13 protein-coding genes, 1 tRNA gene and 2 pseudogenes are annotated in these 17,237 nt (G+C 69.2%); 9 read left to right on the forward strand and 7 right to left on the reverse strand.

From position 1 onward, the window contains the following. Positions 1-233 precede the first annotated feature (233 nt). The 5 genes and pseudogenes from ACFP1K_RS20375 (at position 234) to ACFP1K_RS20395 (ending at position 2,806) form a co-directional block, all read left to right on the forward strand. Positions 234-554 (forward strand): hypothetical protein, encoded by a 321-nt coding sequence (locus tag ACFP1K_RS20375; RefSeq protein ID WP_380755602.1) that lies wholly within the window; start codon positions 234-236, stop codon positions 552-554. Between the two features lie 146 nt (positions 555-700). Continuing rightward, a pseudogene (locus ACFP1K_RS20380) lies at positions 701-1,158 on the forward strand (transposase); the annotation flags it as partial. Between the two features lie 37 nt (positions 1,159-1,195). Beyond that, positions 1,196-1,696, forward strand: coding sequence for a GNAT family N-acetyltransferase (locus tag ACFP1K_RS20385; protein ID WP_380755604.1), 501 nt, complete (start codon positions 1,196-1,198; stop codon positions 1,694-1,696). 210 nt (positions 1,697-1,906) lie between these two features. Further along, positions 1,907-1,999, forward strand: a pseudogene (locus ACFP1K_RS20390) (tyrosine-type recombinase/integrase); the annotation flags it as partial. A gap of 90 nt (positions 2,000-2,089) precedes the next feature. Continuing rightward, on the forward strand, positions 2,090-2,806 hold the full coding sequence (locus tag ACFP1K_RS20395; RefSeq protein WP_380755606.1) for a hypothetical protein: 717 nt from the start codon (positions 2,090-2,092) through the stop codon (positions 2,804-2,806). Positions 2,807-2,865: 59 nt separating this feature from the next. Here the strand turns inward: ACFP1K_RS20395 and ACFP1K_RS20400 are convergent. The 6 genes from ACFP1K_RS20400 to tmk all read right to left on the reverse strand — a co-directional run bounded on the left by ACFP1K_RS20400 (position 2,866) and on the right by tmk (position 10,388). Then, positions 2,866-2,942: transfer RNA gene (locus tag ACFP1K_RS20400), tRNA-Thr, on the reverse strand. A 71-nt stretch (positions 2,943-3,013) separates the two neighbouring features. Continuing rightward, positions 3,014-4,591 carry an alpha/beta hydrolase gene (locus tag ACFP1K_RS20405; protein ID WP_380755608.1) on the reverse strand — a complete coding sequence of 526 codons (1,578 nt, stop codon included), beginning with the start codon at positions 4,589-4,591 and terminating at the stop codon, positions 3,014-3,016. An 89-nt stretch (positions 4,592-4,680) separates the two neighbouring features. After that, entirely contained in the window at positions 4,681-5,517 is an 837-nt protein-coding gene (locus ACFP1K_RS20410; RefSeq protein ID WP_380755637.1) for a PSP1 domain-containing protein, read from the reverse strand. A 104-nt stretch (positions 5,518-5,621) separates the two neighbouring features. Beyond that, complete coding sequence (locus ACFP1K_RS20415; protein ID WP_380755610.1) at positions 5,622-7,109, reverse strand: FUSC family protein; 1,488 nt, start codon at positions 7,107-7,109, stop codon at positions 5,622-5,624. Then, entirely contained in the window at positions 7,091-8,272 is a 1,182-nt protein-coding gene (locus ACFP1K_RS20420; protein WP_380755612.1) for a DNA polymerase III subunit delta', read from the reverse strand. The genes ACFP1K_RS20415 and ACFP1K_RS20420 overlap by 19 nt, the downstream gene beginning before the upstream one ends. A gap of 55 nt (positions 8,273-8,327) precedes the next feature. After that, entirely contained in the window at positions 8,328-10,388 is a 2,061-nt protein-coding gene (gene tmk / locus ACFP1K_RS20425) for a dTMP kinase (RefSeq protein WP_380755616.1), read from the reverse strand. A gap of 267 nt (positions 10,389-10,655) precedes the next feature. On the opposite strand from tmk, the gene efeU reads away from it, so the two are divergent. The 3 genes from efeU to efeB all read left to right on the forward strand — a co-directional run bounded on the left by efeU (position 10,656) and on the right by efeB (position 13,982). Beyond that, entirely contained in the window at positions 10,656-11,501 is an 846-nt protein-coding gene (gene efeU / locus ACFP1K_RS20430; protein ID WP_380755621.1) for an iron uptake transporter permease EfeU, read from the forward strand. 71 nt (positions 11,502-11,572) lie between these two features. Next, a complete protein-coding gene (efeO, locus tag ACFP1K_RS20435; protein ID WP_380755624.1) occupies positions 11,573-12,712 on the forward strand; it encodes an iron uptake system protein EfeO in 1,140 nt (379 codons plus the stop codon). 19 nt (positions 12,713-12,731) lie between these two features. Next, positions 12,732-13,982 (forward strand): iron uptake transporter deferrochelatase/peroxidase subunit, encoded by a 1,251-nt coding sequence (efeB, locus tag ACFP1K_RS20440; protein ID WP_380755626.1) that lies wholly within the window; start codon positions 12,732-12,734, stop codon positions 13,980-13,982. A 119-nt stretch (positions 13,983-14,101) separates the two neighbouring features. On the opposite strand, the gene topA is transcribed toward efeB, so the two are convergent. Next, positions 14,102-16,765, reverse strand: coding sequence for a type I DNA topoisomerase (gene topA / locus ACFP1K_RS20445; protein ID WP_380755628.1), 2,664 nt, complete (start codon positions 16,763-16,765; stop codon positions 14,102-14,104). Between the two features lie 247 nt (positions 16,766-17,012). Here topA and ACFP1K_RS20450 point away from each other — a divergent pair, with 247 nt between their 5' ends. Continuing rightward, positions 17,013-17,198, forward strand: a complete 186-nt coding sequence (locus ACFP1K_RS20450) for a DUF5703 family protein (protein WP_380755630.1) — start codon at positions 17,013-17,015, stop codon at positions 17,196-17,198. Positions 17,199-17,237: the final 39 nt, after the last annotated feature.

Consider the following 17,237-nt stretch of genomic DNA (forward strand, 5'->3'; position numbering starts at 1 on the left):
CGGAAACCACAATAAGCCAGTTCCGGGGTGGACAAAAAGGTGCAGCGAAGCGCCCGAACATGCGGTGACGAGGACATTTGCATTGTGCGTAAAATGTGTCGCCTCCGTTAGTCGACCCGGAGATGATTGAGACTCCAGCCACCCGCGACATCGGCCGTATGGGGAGAGGTCGAAACGGGGTACGCGGGCAGCCCACTTCAGCACATTTTCTGTGAAACGAAGGGAATCAGATCATGAAGGTGGTCACCTCTTTAAAGAAAACCGCTGCGGTTCTCGCGGTGGCGGTGACGGTCGTGAGCTTGACGCCGATGGCGGCCAATGCAGCGGGGAAGAGCATAGTCAATTACAGGTGTTACGCCCAATGGTGGAACACTGCTTTCACCGGCAGGTGCGAGAACGCGCAAATCGGGCTGCGGCTCTGGGTCTACGCCGACTGCAACAACCAAGCCGACAAGGAAAATGGCTACTACGACATCCCGAGGGGCTTCACCGGAGACTTCGGCGGCGGGGAGTGCCGTTCCAAGGTCAACAGCGCCCATCTGAACTTCAACTAGCATTGGCCGCCAGCGTCGCCCGTGATCGCCCTCATGGGGCTTGCGGGCGACGCAAGTCCGCCGTCTAAGAGCTCCTAACAGAATGATCTTTGTTGTGGTTTGATCTCTCGCTGTAGCGGCGGCGAGAGGGGTGGCGGGTGGCGCGGCTGAAGCCGTGGAAGGTCAGTGACGAGTTATGGGCGGTCATCCAGCCGTTGCTGCCGGACAAGCAGCGCAGGATCCGGCATCCGGGGCGAAAACGCCTCGATGACCGGCCGGTCTTGCAGGGCGTCCTGTTCGTTCTGCATACCGGGATCGCCTGGGAGCAAGCCCGGTCGACCGGGGACGGCTGGGCAGCAAGCACCACCTGATCACCGACGCCACCGGCCTCCCACTGGCGGCCATCGTGACCGGCGGCAACCGCAACGACGTCACCCAGCTCGTCCCGCTGCTGCAGGCCATCCCACCGGTACGCGGCAAGCGCGGCCGGCCCCGCCGGCGACCGGATGTGGTGCTGGGCGACCGGGGCTACGACCACGACAACTACCGCAAACTGGTCCGCGCGCTTGGTGTTCGCCCGCTGATCGCGCGACGAGGCAGCGGACACGGCTCTGGGGTCAGCAAGCTTTGCGGTTGTGCGGGCACGTTGGGAGGCTCTACTCGTGTCGATAATCATCAGGGCTGCCGACCGTGGAGACGTACTCTCCCTCGTCCACCTGCGTCTCACGAACGCAGAAAGGCATGTCCAACTCGATCCGGTCATCTACCGCGTGCCCGACAGCGAGGCCGTACGCAGGCACTTCGAGGAGGTGCTTTCGGCTGAGCCTAAGGTGATGATTTTGATCGCTGAGGTGGCAGGCGAGGTGGTGGGCATGGTGGAGGTGGTCTTGCTTGCAGATCCCCTGGACCACCAAATCATCCATCCTCGCCGCGCGGCCGAGATCCACACTGTCGTCCTAGCCGGGCATCGCGGCAAAGGTGTGGGATCTGCCTTGGTGGTGGCGGCGGAGCAAGCTGCCGCAGAGCGCGGTGTCTCGATTCTCTATGCCGGAATCTTCGCGCCGAACAAGGAAGCCGTCCGCTTCTACTCCTCGGCCGGCTTCGGAGCACATGGGACCTTGCTCAGCAAGGAGCCCGGTGTCCCTCTTCCGCCACCCGCATAGCTTGGCGGGTCGCCCTGTCCAGCCCCGGCCCCGGTCCAACTCACCCGGGCTGAACTTCGGGACAGCCGGATCACATCAGCCTGCTCCAACGCTTCTCGCATCTTCGCCCGGCCAATCGCTCGACTTGATCGAACTCTGCGGGCGAGTTGGTCGATCGGGTCCGCTCAGCCCTGGTTTCCGGTGGGCCGGGGCTGAGGTGATCTCCGCCATATCCACGCGACCACGCTTCTCCTGGCCGGCGTCTCCGTCCATGTGGTGGCGGCCCGGCTAGGCCACGCCGACCCAGCGATCACGCTACGTGTCTACGCTCACGTAATCCGCTCGGCGGAAACGACTGTGGCAGATGTGTCTTCACGAAAGCCTTGGGCGAGGGTGAAGGATCATGATACATGTTTGGCCTTCAGCTATCCGCACAGCGATGAGATGGGACGCGCATTGGGCCAGCAGTTATGGGCGGAGAGCATCAAGGCGATTCCCAGCCTGGTAGTTGCCCTATTGACTTTGACTGTCGGCTGGGTCGTCGGCAACCGGCTGACCGCCAAGTGGGATGAGCGTAAGAAGCGTCGAGAGCTGGACTTACAAGCTCTCGGCGCTTTTTATGCCGCCTACGGCAATTTCACCGCTACCTGGAAGCTATGGGATGGTGGCCGGTCTGAGCAGCCCAGCGGAGAAGACTTCAGGCGGGAAGTTCTCGAACTGGCGGCTAGAGCTGAGGGCGAACTGGAGTCGCTACTCGTGCGGATCACCGCCGAACGTACTCTGTCCGATCGTGACTGCACCCTCTTGGGATGCTTCCGGCAAGGCTTCCAGTCCCTGCGCAAGTCGATCACGGCCGAGAGGAGCCTGCGCTCACGCATCCGTCATCCGACGACACATCAGTTGGTCGAGATTTGGTGGGATAGCTCGGGTTCTGCGCCCTATCTCGCATTCAAAGCACTCTCAGGGCACGTCGCTGATCTTCTATCGAAAGACCTGGCTCCGGCGGCCAAGCCGCTAGCCTCCTTCGAGGCCCTTGCCAAGATCACGGACAACCGCTGGGAACGCACATGGGTGGACGAGACCTTCAGAGCACTGCAGTTGCAGAGCCCAAGCTGGCCGCCCCCCGCTTAGGCAGTTAGCAAGCGTGTTAGCAAAAGCCCCTTGCGATCATCGCAAGGGGCCTTCCGACGTGGAGCCGCCTAAGGGAATCGAACCCTTGACCTACGCATTACGAGTGCGTCGCTCTGGCCGACTGAGCTAAGGCGGCGGGCTGCGGTGGGACTGCAGCGTGTGGAAGTCTACAGGTTTCCTACGGGTGGGGGGACTGGGGATCTTGGGTTAGGTGACTTTGGGGCAGAGGGTGTTGGGTTTTGGGGGGGTTTGGGTGATCAAGTAGGTGTCTACTGCCTTGTCGATGCAGGAGGAGTTGGTGCGGTAAGCCGTGTGGCCGTCGCCGTCGTAGCTGAGGAGGACGCCTGAGGAGAGTTGGCCGGCTAGGGCTTGGGCCCATTGGTAGGGGGTGGCGGGGTCTCGTTGGGTGCCTACTACGAGGATGGGTGGGGCGCCGAGCGCCTTCAGGGGCTTGTCGGTGCCGGTGGGGGGGACGGGCCAGTACTCGCAGGGGAGGGAGCCCCACATTACGTAGGCGCCGAAGAGGGGGGATTCCTTTTGGGCGGCCTGGGCGGCTTGTTCGTAGACGGAGGTGGTCTTGGGGTAGGGGTGGTCTACGCAGTTGATGGCCATGTTGGCTTCGGTCTGGTTGCTGTAGGTGCCGTCTTGGTGGCGGTCCACCAGGATGTCGGCGAGACGGAGGAGGGTGGTGCCGTCTCCTTGGAAGGCCTGGGAGAGGGCTACGCGGAGGACGGGCCAGGAGCGTTTGTCGTACAGGGCTGTGACTATGCCCAGGGTGGTCCAGGACTCGTCGATCTTGCGGGTGTCGCCGGTGCTGTTGCGGAGGGGGGTCTGGTCGGCCTTCTTCAGCAGGTCGGCTATGCGGGACTGGGCTTCGTCGGCGTTCTTGGACGGGAAGGGGCAGGAGGTCTGGGTGAAGCAGTTGGCCAGGAACGAGCGTAGGGCGACCTGGAAGCCGCGGGCCTGGGCGGCGTTGACGTCGGGGACGGTGGGTAGCGCCGGGTCCACGGCGCCGTCCAGGACGAGGGCGCGGACGTTCTTCGGGAACAGGTCGGCGTAGACGGCGCCCAGGTACGTTCCGTACGACTTGCCCAGGTAGGTGAGGCCGGTGTCGCCCAGGGCGGCGCGCAGGACGTCCATGTCGCGGGCGGCGTCGGCGGTGCTCACGTGCGGGAGCAGTTTGGCGGATTTGGCCTGGCAGCCTTGGGCGAACTCCTTGGCGCCGGCGGCGAGGGCGTCGACCTCGGCGGGGGTGTCGGGGGTGCCGTCCAGGCCGATGAACTGGTCGAGCTGGGGGCCGGAGAGGCAGTGGACGGGCGCGGACTGGCCGACACCACGCGGGTCGAAGCCGACGGCGTCGAAGCGGGAGAGGATGCCGGGGGTGAGGACGGACTTGGCGGCGCGGGCGTACTCGATGCCGGAGCCGCCGGGGCCGCCGGGGTTGAGGACGATGGAGCCGATGCGCTCGCCCGTCGCGGGGAGCCGGATCACGCCGATCTGGATGCGTTCGCCGCCGGGGTTGGCGTAGTCGAGGGGCACGTCGAGCTTGCCGCACTGGAAGCCCTCGCGGCAGGACGTCCAGTTGATCTTCTGGGTGTAGAACGGCGCGAGAGCGGCCGAGGGGGCTTTGGTGGCGTCGCTCCGGGTGGCCGCGGGAGGATCGGCGGGGGACGAGTCGTCCGACGGGTCCGCGTCGCCTTGCGCCGAACACGCCGCGACCAACAGTGCCGCCACCACCAGGACGGCCGCACGACCCGGCCGTCCCACACCTCTACAGCGCGTCATGCGCCGACCACCTTATCCCCCGATTTGGTGTACCCCGCGGCTCAGATCAACGCCACGGCTATTAGGTAGTACCCCTCCCACGTGCGCTTTCACTCCTCGACGGCCGTCTGGCCCCCATACCTTTGGTCATGCTGCTTGCGTGGCGCGCAGACGTCGGCCCGGGAGCAGGCGCAGCGGCGGCCGCCGTCCTCCAGGCGGACGACGACCGAGTCGGACGGGACGTTGTGGCCGACGATCGTGCCTCGGCCCTCGGGGGTGTCGACGGCTACGCCGACGCGGGGGGCGGAGGCGCGGAACTCTTGGTACAGGGGGTGTTCGTACTTCAGGCAGCACATCAGGCGGCCGCAGGCGCCGGCGATGCGCAGGGGGTTGACGGGGAGGTCCTGGTCTTTGGCCATGCGGACGGAGACCGGCTCGAAGTCCTTCAGGAAGGTCGCGCAGCACAGGTCGCGGCCGCAGGGGCCGATGCCGCCCTGGAGGCGTGCCTCGTCGCGCGGGCCGATCTGCCGGAGTTCCACCCGGGCGCGCAGGTTCCGGGCCAGGTCGCGGACCAGGGCGCGGAAGTCGACGCGGTGGGGGGCGGAGAAGTAGACGGTGTAGACGTTGTCGGCGTCGAGGTAGTCGACGCCGACGACCTTCATCGGAAGCTCGTGCCGCCGGATCAGGCGCTTGGACACGCTGCGGGCCTCGGCGCGGCGGCGGCGGTTGGTCTCGTCCCGCTCCAGTTGCTCGTCGGCGGCTAGGCCGGCGCAGACGGGTAGGCCGTCGATGTCCTCGCTGACCCACTGTGGCGCCCAGACGCATTCGGCGACCTCGGGGCCGGCGTCGGTGGGGACCAAAACCTTGTCACCGACCTTTGGGCTGTGGCCGCCCGGATCGAGGTAATAGAGCCGCCCATAACGGGTGAAGCTCACGGCCATCATCATGCCCACGCGAACGCCTCCGCTTCCTGCCGATGCGGCTCATGCCGATGCGTTGCCGCCCACCCTACGCGTAGACACGGCAACGGCCCACAAAAGCCGTACCGCCGCTATCCGGGCGTCTCCGGGACGGCGGGGAGGCCCGCGTGCACGGCGCGCAGCGCGGCGTCGAGGTCGGTGAGGGCGGGGTCCTGCCCTGCCTGGACGGGGACGAGATCAGGGGCGGGGCGGCGGGCGAGGGTCAGCCGTACGGTCCCGATGTTGCGGCGCAACGCGGCCCGCGCCGGGGCCGGCGTGGCACCCGCGTCGAGCCGCTCCATTCCGGCGAGCAGTCCGCGCACCCCCTCGGCCAGCTCGCCTCGCGCACGGCGGGGGGACGCGTCCAGCCCAGGCCGCCGCGTGAAGATCCGGCCGGTTCGCCGCGCGAGCAGCCGGGACAGGCGGTGCCGGGCCAGCAGCGGCTCGGCGGCCGTGCGCAGGCCCTCGGCGCGCTGGTGGAGCACCTGCTCGTGTTCGGCGCCGGGTTCGCGCAGCAGGTCGCCGAGGGCGTGCAGCGTGTGCGCGAGGTTGCGGCGGACGACGGCCTCGGTGCGGATGGGCAGGACGAGGAACGCGGGCACGATACCGCAGGCGGTGCCCAGGAGGATCTCCACCAGGCGTTCGGCGAGGAACTCGGGGCCGGCCTGGCCCAGCAGGCCGTACAGCACGGCCAGCATGCTGGTGACGGCGAAGGACCAGTACGCGTAGTCGATCTGCCGGAGCACCAGCCCGGCCAGCAGGTACGCGAAGATCACCACGGCCGACGCGACCGGGTGGTCGTGCAGCGGCCCGGCGATCAGCGTGGCCGAGACCGCGCCGACCAGCGCCCCGCCGAACCGCTGCACGCCCTTGTGCAGCACGTGGCCGCGCGACCGCGCGCCGATGGTGACGACCAGCGCGGTGACCACCGTCCACGACCAGTGCGCGGGGAAGAGCAGGTGCCCGGCGGTGAAGGCCAGCCCGAGGGCGATGGCGGCCTGGAGCGCCAGCTTGGTGTGCGAAGAGCCGGACGCGGGAGGCGGGGGCGGGACCGCGGCGGCCCGCTCCCCGCGCACCAGCGCGGATACCCCCCAGTGCCAGGCGACGGCCACCAGGCACGCCACCACGGACCAGACGAGCGTGCCGCGGGCGGAGTCGCCGACCGGGACGGGGGACACGAACATGGCGAGCAGCGGCAAGGTCATGAGCCTGCCGGCCGCCGAGGCCCGCGGGCCGTACCGCCGCAGGTGGACGGACAGGAACACCAGGCCGACGAACAGCGCGCTGCCGAGCGGCGGCTCGGCCCGCATCAACCCGCCGACGGCCGCCACCCCGGCCGTCACGACCGGCAGCGCGACCAGCAGGACGGCCCGCTCCTGCCCCTTGCCGACCCGGTCCAGTGAGAACGCCACCACCACACCGAGCACGTAGACACCGAGCGGCTCCCCGGCCCACGGCGACAGCAGGACGAGCGTGCCGAAGGTACCGGCTGCGGCGAGGAAGGACCGCAGGCCGTCCCGTGACGCCCGCCGCACCCGCTGGAGGAGATCGGTCGGCATGCTCAGAGACGGGGATTCCACAGGCTGATGGTCATGGCCTCCAGCGCCATCTGGGGGTTGACGTTGGCGGCCAGGCGCTCGCGGCACAGCATGATCGCGTCGATGCGCCGCAGGGTGTCCTCGGGAGTGGACGCGCGGGCGAGGGCGTCGAGGTCGGGGCGGCGGTCCGCGGTGGAGAGCTCGACGCCGGCGCCGAACTGGACGGCCAGCACGTCGCGGTAGAAGGAGGCGAGGTCGAGCAGGGCGGAGTCGAGGGAGTCCCGCTTGACGCGGGTGGCCCGGGACTTCTGGCGGTCCTCGAGGTCCTTGATCGCGCCGGCGCCGCCGCGCACCAGGCCCTTGTTGAGGCCCTTGCCGGTGGAACCCTCGCCGTAGATCTTGCGCAGCTCGGTGGTCTCGGACTCGTTCAGCCGGGTGGTGGCCTCCTCGGCGTCCTCGGCGGAGGTCTTGACCAGCCGCTCGGCCGCGTCGACGCAGGGGCCGAGGCCGGTGAGGGAGCGCGGCAGGGACAGTACGGCCTCGCGCCGCCGCCGCACCTCGTCGTCCAGGGCCAGGCGGCGGGCCCGGACGACGTTGCCCTGGGCGGCCAGGGCGGCGAAGGCGGCGAGCTCGGCGGAGACGTTCTCCCGGGTGGCGAGCACGTGGGCGACGGCCTCGGTGGAGGGGGTGCGCAGGGTGACGACCCGGCAGCGGGACCTGATGGTGATCATCATGTCGTCGGGGGACGGCGCGCAGAGCAGCCAGACGGTGCGCGGCGGCGGCTCCTCGATGGCCTTGAGCAGCGCGTTGGCCGCGGCCTCCGTGGCCCGCTGGGCGTCCTCGAACAGGATGACGCGCCACCGCCCGAGCGTGGGGGCCCCGGCCGCCCGCAGCACCAGCTCGCGGGTCTCCTTCACGCCGTACGACAGCCCCTGCGGCCGGACGGTCTCGACGTCCGGGTGGGAACCGACGGCGACCTGATGGCACAGCTCGCAGTGGCCGCACCCGCCGGACGGGCACAGCAGCGCGGCGGCGAACGCCTGGGCGGCGGCGGTGCGGCCCGCCCCCGGGGGGCCGGTGAACAACCAGGCGTGGGTCATGCCCGCGCCCCGCCCCCCGGCCAGCGCCTCGGCGCCCGCGGCGGCGGCCCGCTGGAGCACGGCCACCGCGCGATCCTGCCCCACGAGGTCGTCGAAGACTGTCACGCAGGCCAGGTTAGTCCCCGGCGGTCAGGCCGCGGACCGCCCTGTGGACAACCGCTCAGTCCCGCACGATGGGAATGTGACCGGTGATCGCCTCGGTCTCCTGGGGGACCGGGTCGGGCAGGATGTCGCGCACCCGGTCCTGGATCACAACCGCCACGTCGTGCTGGCTCTGCAGGCCGTCCACCACGAGGTAGCGGTCGGGGTCGGCGGCGGCCAGGGCGCGGAACTCGCGGCGCACCCGCTCGTGGAACTCCACCGGCTCGGACTCGATGCGGTCGGCCGGCGACGCGAACCGGGACAGTCCCACCGACGGCGGCACGTCGATCAGCACGGTCAGGTCGGGCACCAGCGCGCCGGTGGCCCAGGAGTTCACCTTGGCGACGTCCTGCGGCTCCAGCTCGCGCCCCGCGCCCTGGTAGGCCAGCGAGGAGTCCACGTACCGGTCGGAGACCACCATGGCCCCGCGGTACAGCGCGGGCCTGATGACCTTCTCGACGTGCTCGGCCCGGTCCGCCGCGTACAGCAGCGTCTCGGCGCGGGCGGACAGCCCCTGGTGCGCGGAGTCCAGCAGGATGGCGCGCAGCCGCATGCCGACCTTGGTGGACCCGGGCTCGCGGGTCTGCACGACGTCGAACCCCTGGTCGCGCAGCCAGATGGCGAGCAGCCGCGACTGGGTGGTCTTGCCCGAGCCCTCCCCGCCCTCGAAGGCGATGAACAGCCCGTGCGGCAGCTCGGCGCTCTCGGGCACGTACCGCTCGCCGCGCAGCGCGGCCAGCAGGTCGGACCGCAGCGGGACGTGCCGCCGGTCGTCCATGTGCCGCAGCGCGAGCACGCCGACGATCACCGCCAGCAGCGCGCCGATCAGCATGACGAGGTTCGGCCCGTCGAACTGGTAGACGATGCCGGCCCCGAGCGAGAACGGGTGCTCGCCGAACAGGCCCGCGAGGGCCGGGGCGATCGCGACGACCAGCAGCAGCGTGACCCGGGCCAGGGACTGTAGGAAGGAGAAGGTGCGCCCGCGCATGGCGTCCTCGACCTCGAGCCCGATGAGGGTGTAGCCGATGATCCACGCGATGCCCGCGCAGGCCCCGAGCACCACCACCAGCATCACCAGGATGACGAGGTTGTGGATGAGCGCGGTGCCGGCCAGCACCAGGCCCGCCATGATGATCGCCAGCCCGAACAGGCGGCGCCGGGACAGCTCGCTGAGCAGCCGGGGCCCGAAGAAGATGCCGAGTCCCATGCCGACGAAGACCGCGGCGAACACCGTGCCGTACGCCGCGTCGCCGCCGCCGAGCGAGACGACGTACACCTTGGCCACGCCGATGACGGCGCCGCCCGCCGCGAACGCGCCCAGCATGCCGATGACGAGGCCGCGGACCATGCGGTTGGCGCCGACGTACCGCCAGCCGTCGATGATCTGGCGCAGGACCGAGGGCGCGGACACCCGCTCGGTGTGCCCCTTGGGGATGCTCTTCAGCGTGAAGATCAGGAAGGCGGACACGAGGTACGCCACGGCGTTGACGATCAGCGCGAGCTGGGCGGGCTCCCACGTCAGGGTGGGCACGGCCTGCCCGGTGATCTCGACGATCAGCGACAGGACGGCGAACAGCGCCGCGGCGACGGGCGCGGTGCCGTAGGTCACCAGAAGGTTGAGCTGGTTGGCCTCCTCGAGCCGTTCCTTGGGCACGAGGTTCGGCACGGTGGCGTCCTTGGCGGGCACCCAGAAGAGGTTCACGCATTCGACGAGGAACGTCGCGATGATGATGTATTGGTAGCTGCCGACCAGCGGGATCGACAACACCAGCGCGAACCGCAGCAGGTCGCTGACGAACATGGTCAGGCGGCGGTCGAACCGGTCGGCGAACGCGCCCGCGAGCGGCCCGAGCACGATCGCCGGGAGCATCTTGACGACGAAGACACCGCCGATGGCGAGGCTCTGGGCCTGGTAGCCGGAGCCCTCGGTGAGGTACGCCGCGAACGCGGTGATCGCGATGATGTTGAGCCAGTCGCCCAGGCTGCAGACCGTCATGGCCGTCCAGAGCCGGCGGAACGGGGCGTTCGCCAGCACGTGGGGAGTCTTGCGCCGCGGAGCGGATCGGCCGGACGTGGTCATGATGTCAGCGTATCCAGGTGCTCGCCGGGCTGGGGGAGAGTCAGCGCAGGTCGGATTCGTCCGCCTGTTCTACCTCTGAGCGTATTACCAAGGCGCCCGCAGATGCAGGGACTATGCACCGAAAAGTCATGACTGGTGATGATTCGCCGGGCATCCCGAACCGATCCCGGCGCCGATCAAGACACCCCAGTGCAGCTGGAACCCTTGCCGCGCTAAGGTTAACCTGCCCTAATTTAGGTAAGGCTAAGAAAGACTTAGGGGGACCGGGTGTTCGCCAGTTATCTCATCGGGCTGCGAGAGGGCCTGGAGGCGACCCTCGTCGTGTCCATCCTCGTCGCGTTCCTGGTCAAGAGCGACCGCCGGGACCGGCTCCCCCTCGTCTGGGCCGGCGTCGCGGCGGCCGTCCTCCTCTCGGTCGGCTTCGGCGCCCTGCTCACCTTCACCGCGGCCCAGCTCGACTCCCGCCAGCACGAGCTGTTCGACGCGGTCGCCTCCCTCGCCGCCACCGTCTTCGTCACCTTCATGATCTTCTGGATGCGCTCGGCGGCCCGCCGCCTGTCCGGGGAACTGAAGGCCAAGCTGAGCGACGCGATCAAGCTCGGCTCCGTCGCCGTGGTCGTGATGGCCTTCCTCGCCGTCGCCCGCGAGGGCCTGGAGACCGCCCTGCTGTTCTTCGCCGCCGCCCAGGGCGCGACCACGAGCGCCGCCCCGCTGACCGGCATCCTGCTCGGCCTCGCCAGCTCCGTGGTGCTCGGCTGGGCCCTGTACGCCAGCGCGGTGCGCATCAACCTCGCCAAGTTCTTCACCTGGACCGGCCTGCTGCTGATCCTGGTCGCGGCGGGCATCTTCAAGTACGGCGTGCACGATCTGTTCGAGGCCGGCGTGGTCACCGTGCTCACCTCGCAGGCGTTCGACCTGAGCGGCGTCCTGCCTCCGGACGCGTGGTACTCGACGCTGCTCAGCGGCATGTTCAACTTCACCGCCCAGCCGACGATCCTGGAAATGATCGCCTGGGTCGCCTATCTGGTGCCGGTGCTGACGCTCTTCCTCCTCCCGGCCCGCAAGCGGACGGAGGCGCCCGCCAAGACGGCGGCGCCGGCCGCCTCGTCCTGACCCCCCGACCCCGTACCACCGGCCCGCCGTGACCAGGCGCGGCCACCCATGCAACCGCGAACTGGAGAACCATGCGTACGCCCCTTGCACTCACCGCAGGCGCCCTGGCACTGGCCGGGCTGACCGCTTGCTCGTCGCCGGGCGGCGAGGGCGGCACGACCGCCCAGGCCGGGGGAAAGCCCGACAAGATCACCGTCGCCGCCAACGACACCGCCTGCGACGTCGGCACCACGGCCCTGCCGGCCGGCACCTCGACGTTCACCGTGACCAACAGCGGCACGAAGGTCACCGAGTTCTACGTGTACGCCGCGGGCGACCGGGTGATGGGCGAGGTCGAGAACATCGTGCCCGGCCTCACCCGCGAGGTGATCATCGAACTGCCCGCGGGGACGTACGAGACGGCGTGCAAGCCGGGCATGATCGGTAAGGGCATCCGCGGCCCGCTGAAGGTCACCGGCACCGCGGTGAAGCTCTCCGACGACGCCAAGCTCGCCCAGGCCGCCAAGGACTACAGCCGCTACGTCAAGAGCCAGACCGACGCCCTGCTGGTCAAGACCCAGGAGTTCGTGGACGCGGTCAAGGCGGGCGACATCGACAAGGCCAAGGAGCTCTTCCCGGTGGCGCGCACCTACTGGGAGCGCATCGAGCCGGTGGCCGAGACCTTCGGCGACCTCGACCCCGCCATCGACGCCCGCGAGGACGGCATCGAGCCCGGCGGCGAGTGGACCGGCTTCCACAAGATCGAGAAGGATCTGTGGGTGGAGAAGGACATCAGCAAGGACGGCCCGCTCGCCGACAAGCTGATGACCGACGTCAAGAAGATCGTCGAGCTGGCCAACAGCGAGGCGATCCAGCCCCTCAAGCTCGCCACCGGCGCCAAGGAACTGCTGGACGAGGTCGCCACCGGCAAGATCACCGGCGAGGAGGACCGCTACTCACACACCGACCTGTGGGACTTCGCCGCCAACATGGAGGGCTCCCAGGCCGCGGTCGCCGCGCTGCGGCCGGTGCTGGAGGAGCGGGACCCGGCCCTGGCCAAGACGCTGGACGAGAAGTTCGCCGCGGCCGAGACGATCCTCGGCAAGCACCAGAAGGGCGACGGCTGGAAGCTGCACACCGAGCTGACCAAGGCCGACCTGAAGGAACTGTCCGACGCCATCAACGCGCTCGCCGAACCCATCAGCAAGGTGGCCGCCGTGGTGGCCCAGTGAACCTGGAGGTGAGCGCGCGATGACGGAGATCAACCGGCGCAAGCTGTTCGGGCTGGGCGCGGCCGGTGTGGCCGCGGCCGGCGCGGGCGTCCTCGCTACCCGCTCGGTGCTGGAGGGCCCGCCGCCCGCCGCGGCGGCGTCGACGTCCGACCCCGTGCGCTTCTACGGCGAGCACCAGGCGGGCATCGTCACGCCCGCCCAGGACCGCCTCCACTTCATCAGCTTCGACGTGATCACCAAGGACCGCGCCGAGCTGGTCGACATGCTCCAGGAGTGGACGGCGGCGGCGGCCCGGATGACCCAGGGCAAGGACTCCGGGACGTTCGGCGCCGTCGGCGGCCACCCCGAGGCCCCGCCGGACGACACCGGCGAGGCGCTCGGGCTGCCGGCGTCCGGGCTGACGCTCACCGTCGGCTTCGGGCCCTCGCTGTTCGACGACCGGTTCGGGCTGGCCGCCAAGAAGCCCGCCGCGCTGGCCGACCTGCCGCACTTCCCCGGGGACACCCTGCGGCCGGAGATCTCCGGCGGCGACATCTGCGTCCAGGCCTGCGCGCACGACCCCCAGGTCGCCGTGCACGCCGTGCGCAACCTCGCCAGGATCGGCTTCGGCAAGGTGTCGGCGCGCTGGTCGCAGCTCGGCTTCGGCCGCACGTCGTCCACCTCCCGCGCCCAGGCGACCCCCCGCAACCTCATGGGGTTCAAGGACGGCACCGCCAACGTCAAGCTGGAGGACGCCGCGATGCTCCGGGACCACGTGTGGGTGGCGCCCGGCGACGGCCCGGACTGGATGGCGGGCGGCAGCTACGTGGTCACCCGCAAGATCCGGATGAACATCGAGACCTGGGACCGGACCTCGCTCGCCGAGCAGGAGCTGATCTTCGGGCGGGACAAGGGCGTGGGCGCTCCGCTCGGCAAGAAGGCCGAGTTCGACGAGCCCGACTTCGCCGCCAAGGGCCCGGACGGCGAGCCGGTGATCGCCGTGGAGGCGCACATCAAGCTCGCCCACCCGACGACCCACAACGGGGCGCGGCTGCTGCGGCGGGGCTACAACTTCGTGGACGGCTCCGACGGGCTCGGACGGCTGGACGCGGGGCTGTTCTTCATCGCCTACCAGCGCGACCCGCGCACGCACTTCGTGCCGATCCAGCGGGAACTGGCGCGCAAGGACCAGCTCAACGAGTACATCAAGCACGTCTCCAGCGGGTTGTTCGCCTGCCCGCCGGGACTCCGGGACGCGGGGGACTATTGGGGGCGGACGCTGTTCGCCTGACCCTTTTGGGCCCCACCCTCAGGCGTTGGAAATGGCCATTACCGGTCGTACCGGTAATGGCCATTTCGTTGGTTCCGGAATGGCGCGGCCCCGGGGGCCGCGCCTTTCTTCACCCGGCGTTACTTGGCGCCCGCCTTGGCACCGGTCTTGGTGCCCGCCTTGGCCCGGGGCCGCTTGGCGGCGGGCCCGCGCGCACGGCGTTCCGCCAGCAACTCGGCCGCCCGCTCGATGGTGATCTGCTCCACCGAGTCCTCCTTGCGGAGCGACGCGTTGGACTCCCCATCGGTGACATACGGCCCGAATCGGCCCTCCTTCACCACCACGGGCTGGCCGGAGACCGGGTCGTTCCCCAGCTCGCGCAGCGGCGGCGCGGCGGCCGCCCGGCCCCGTCCGCGCTGCTTGGGCTGGGCGAACAGCTCCTTGGCCTGCTCGATGGTGACCGTGAAGAGCTGGTCCTCCGACGCCAGGGACCGCGAATCGGTGCCCTTCTTGATGTACGGCCCGAACCTGCCGTTCTGCGCCGTGACCTCCGCGCCGTCGAGCTCGCCGAGCGCACGGGGCAGCGACAGCAGCTTGAGGGCGTCGTCCAGCGTGACGGTGTCCAGCGTCATCGTCTTGAACAACGAGCTGGTCCGCGGCTTCGCGTCCTTCTTGGCGCGCTTCTTCGCGTCGGCCGGGGGGTCGTCCTCGGGCAGCACCTCGGTGACGTACGGCCCGAAACGCCCGGACTTGGCCACGATCAGGTGGCCGCTCACAGGGTCGGTGCCGAGCTCACGCTCGCCGCTCGGCTGGCTGAACAGCTCCTCGGCCCTCTCCGCGGTCAGCTCGTCGGGCGCGAGGTCCTCCGGGACGTTGACCCGGGCACCGTCACGGTCGAGGTACGGCCCGTAGCGGCCCACCCGGATGACGATGTCCGTGCCCTTGATCGCGAACGAGCTGATCTCACGGGCGTCGATGTCGCCGAGGTCGCTGACCAGCTCCTTCAGGCCGTCGCCCTGCTCGCCGTAGTAGAAACGGCGCAGCTCGGGCACCCGGTCGGCGCGGGCGTTGGCGATGTCGTCGAGCACCTTCTCCATGTCGGCGGTGAAGTCGTAGTCGACCAGGTTGCCGAAGTGGCGCTCCAGAAGGTTGACCACGGCGAACGCCAGGAAGGACGGCACCAGCGCGGTGCCCTTCTTGAAGACGTACCCGCGGTCGAGGATCGTGCCGATGATCGACGCGTACGTCGACGGGCGGCCGATCTCGCGGTCCTCCAGCTCCTTGACCAGCGACGCCTCGGTGAACCTCGACGGCGGCCTGGTGGAGTGACCCTCGGCGGCCAGCTCCAGCGCCGTCAGCGGGTCGCGCTCGGCGAGGTTCGGCAGACGGCTCACCGAATCGTCCCGATCGGTCGACGGGTCGTCGGTGGCCTCGACATAGGCCTTGAGGAAGCCGTAGAAGGTGATCGTGCGGCCGGAGGCACCGAACTCGACCCGCTCACCGGTGCTGGACGTGCCACCGATGCGCACGCTCACCGACTCGCCGAGGGCGTCCTTCATCTGGGAGGCCACCGTGCGCTGCCAGATCAACTCGTACAGCCGCACCATGTCGCCGGACAGGCCGGTCTCGCCCGGCGTGCGGAACTCGTCTCCCGAGGGCCTGATGGCCTCGTGAGCCTCCTGGGCGTTCTTCACCTTGCTCGCGTACACCCGGGGCTTGTCCGGGACGTACTCGGCGCCGTAGAGCCGCACGGCCTGGCTCCTGGCCGCGGCCAGGGCGGTCTCCGACAGGGTGGTGCTGTCGGTACGCATGTACGTGATGTAACCGTTCTCGTACAGCTTCTGCGCCACCTGCATCGTGTACTTGGCGGAGAAACCGAGCTTGCGGCTGGCCTCCTGCTGCAGCGTGGTCGTACGGAACGGGGCGTACGGGCGGCGGGTGTAGGGCTTGCTCTCCACCGACGTCACGGCGTACGAGGCGCCCTCCAGGCGCCCCGCCAGGGCACGGGCGGCCTGCTCGTCCAGGTGGAGGACGTCGGCGGTCTTGAGCGTGCCCGTCGTGGCGAAGTCCCTGCCCTGGGCGACCCTCTTGCCGTCCACGCCGGTCAGGGTGGCGTTGAAGCTGCGCGGGTCCTCGTCGCGGCCCACGTCGAACAGGGCCGCCAGGTCCCAGTAGCCGGCCGAGGTGAACGCGATGCGCTCACGCTCGCGCTCCACCACCAGCCGGGTCGCCACCGACTGCACACGGCCGGCCGACAGGCGCGGCTTGACCTTCTTCCACAGGACCGGGCTGACCTCGTAGCCGTAGAGGCGGTCGAGGATGCGGCGCGTCTCCTGGGCGTCCACCAGGCGGAGGTTCAGGGCGCGCGGGTTGGAGACCGCGTCCCGGATCGCCTGCGGGGTGATCTCGTGGAACACCATGCGGTGCACCGGCACCTTGGGCTTCAGGACCTCCCTGAGGTGCCACGCGATGGCCTCGCCCTCGCGGTCCTCGTCCGTGGCCAGGTAGAGCTCGTCGGCGTCCTTCAGGAGTTGCTTGAGCTTGGAGACCTGGGACTTCTTGTCCGCGTTCACGACATAGAGCGGCTCGAACTCGTGGTCCACGTTGACCCCGAGGCGGGCCCACGACTCGCCTTTGTACTTCTCGGGGATGTCATCGGCCCGTTCCGGCAAGTCACGGATGTGACCGATGCTGGATTCCACGATGTAGCCGCGCCCGAGGTACCCGGCGATGGTCTTCGCCTTGGCAGGCGACTCCACGATCACCAGGCGGGTTCCGCCGGCGTTGCCGTTGTTGGCTGGCACGCTGCTTCCTACCTCGCTGTTCGCTGTCGTTCCCGTGCCGGATCGCCCCGGCCCGTTCGCGGGCCACGCCGATCGGCGGCGATCCCGCACAGGCATGAAGGTAACCCGTCGCCGGATTCCTCACCCCGTCGGACTACCCGGCCACTTGCCGGTGTTCCACCTACCTGGACCCGATACCCACGAGGACGCAGAATAGAGCCCAGACAGTGCCAGCGTCCCCTTGCATACCCTTCGGAGACTAATCGCAGTGCTCGAGTACTCCTATTTGGACCTGTATCTCCCGCGCGGGACCACGCGAGAAACAGCCCGGCGGGTCCTCACCGAGCATGCTGAATATGGACACTGGGAACTCGACCGTTTACTCCTGTACCCCGACGGCCGCAGGCATGTCCGGCTACGCCGAAAGATCCTAAGAGTAGCCCGCACCCTGTAACCCACACCGCCCCCACTGTAACCCCGCCCATCCCCCCAC

The organism is Sphaerisporangium aureirubrum (assembly GCF_042658925.1).
In the GTDB taxonomy this organism is placed as follows: Bacteria; Actinomycetota; Actinomycetes; order Streptosporangiales; family Streptosporangiaceae; genus Sphaerisporangium; species Sphaerisporangium aureirubrum.

What these genes read in the sequence shown, in the direction of transcription:
- ACFP1K_RS20375 (WP_380755602.1), top strand. Translation starts at nt 234, where the DNA reads ATGAAGGTGGTCACCTCTTTAAAGAAAACCGCTGCGGTTCTCGCGGTG.
- ACFP1K_RS20405 (WP_380755608.1), bottom strand. Translation starts at nt 4,591, where the DNA reads ATGACGCGCTGTAGAGGTGTGGGACGGCCGGGTCGTGCGGCCGTCCTG.
- ACFP1K_RS20410 (WP_380755637.1), bottom strand. Translation starts at nt 5,517, where the DNA reads ATGATGATGGCCGTGAGCTTCACCCGTTATGGGCGGCTCTATTACCTC.
- tmk (WP_380755616.1), bottom strand. Translation starts at nt 10,388, where the DNA reads ATGACCACGTCCGGCCGATCCGCTCCGCGGCGCAAGACTCCCCACGTG.
- efeO (WP_380755624.1), top strand. Translation starts at nt 11,573, where the DNA reads ATGCGTACGCCCCTTGCACTCACCGCAGGCGCCCTGGCACTGGCCGGG.
- efeB (WP_380755626.1), top strand. Translation starts at nt 12,732, where the DNA reads ATGACGGAGATCAACCGGCGCAAGCTGTTCGGGCTGGGCGCGGCCGGT.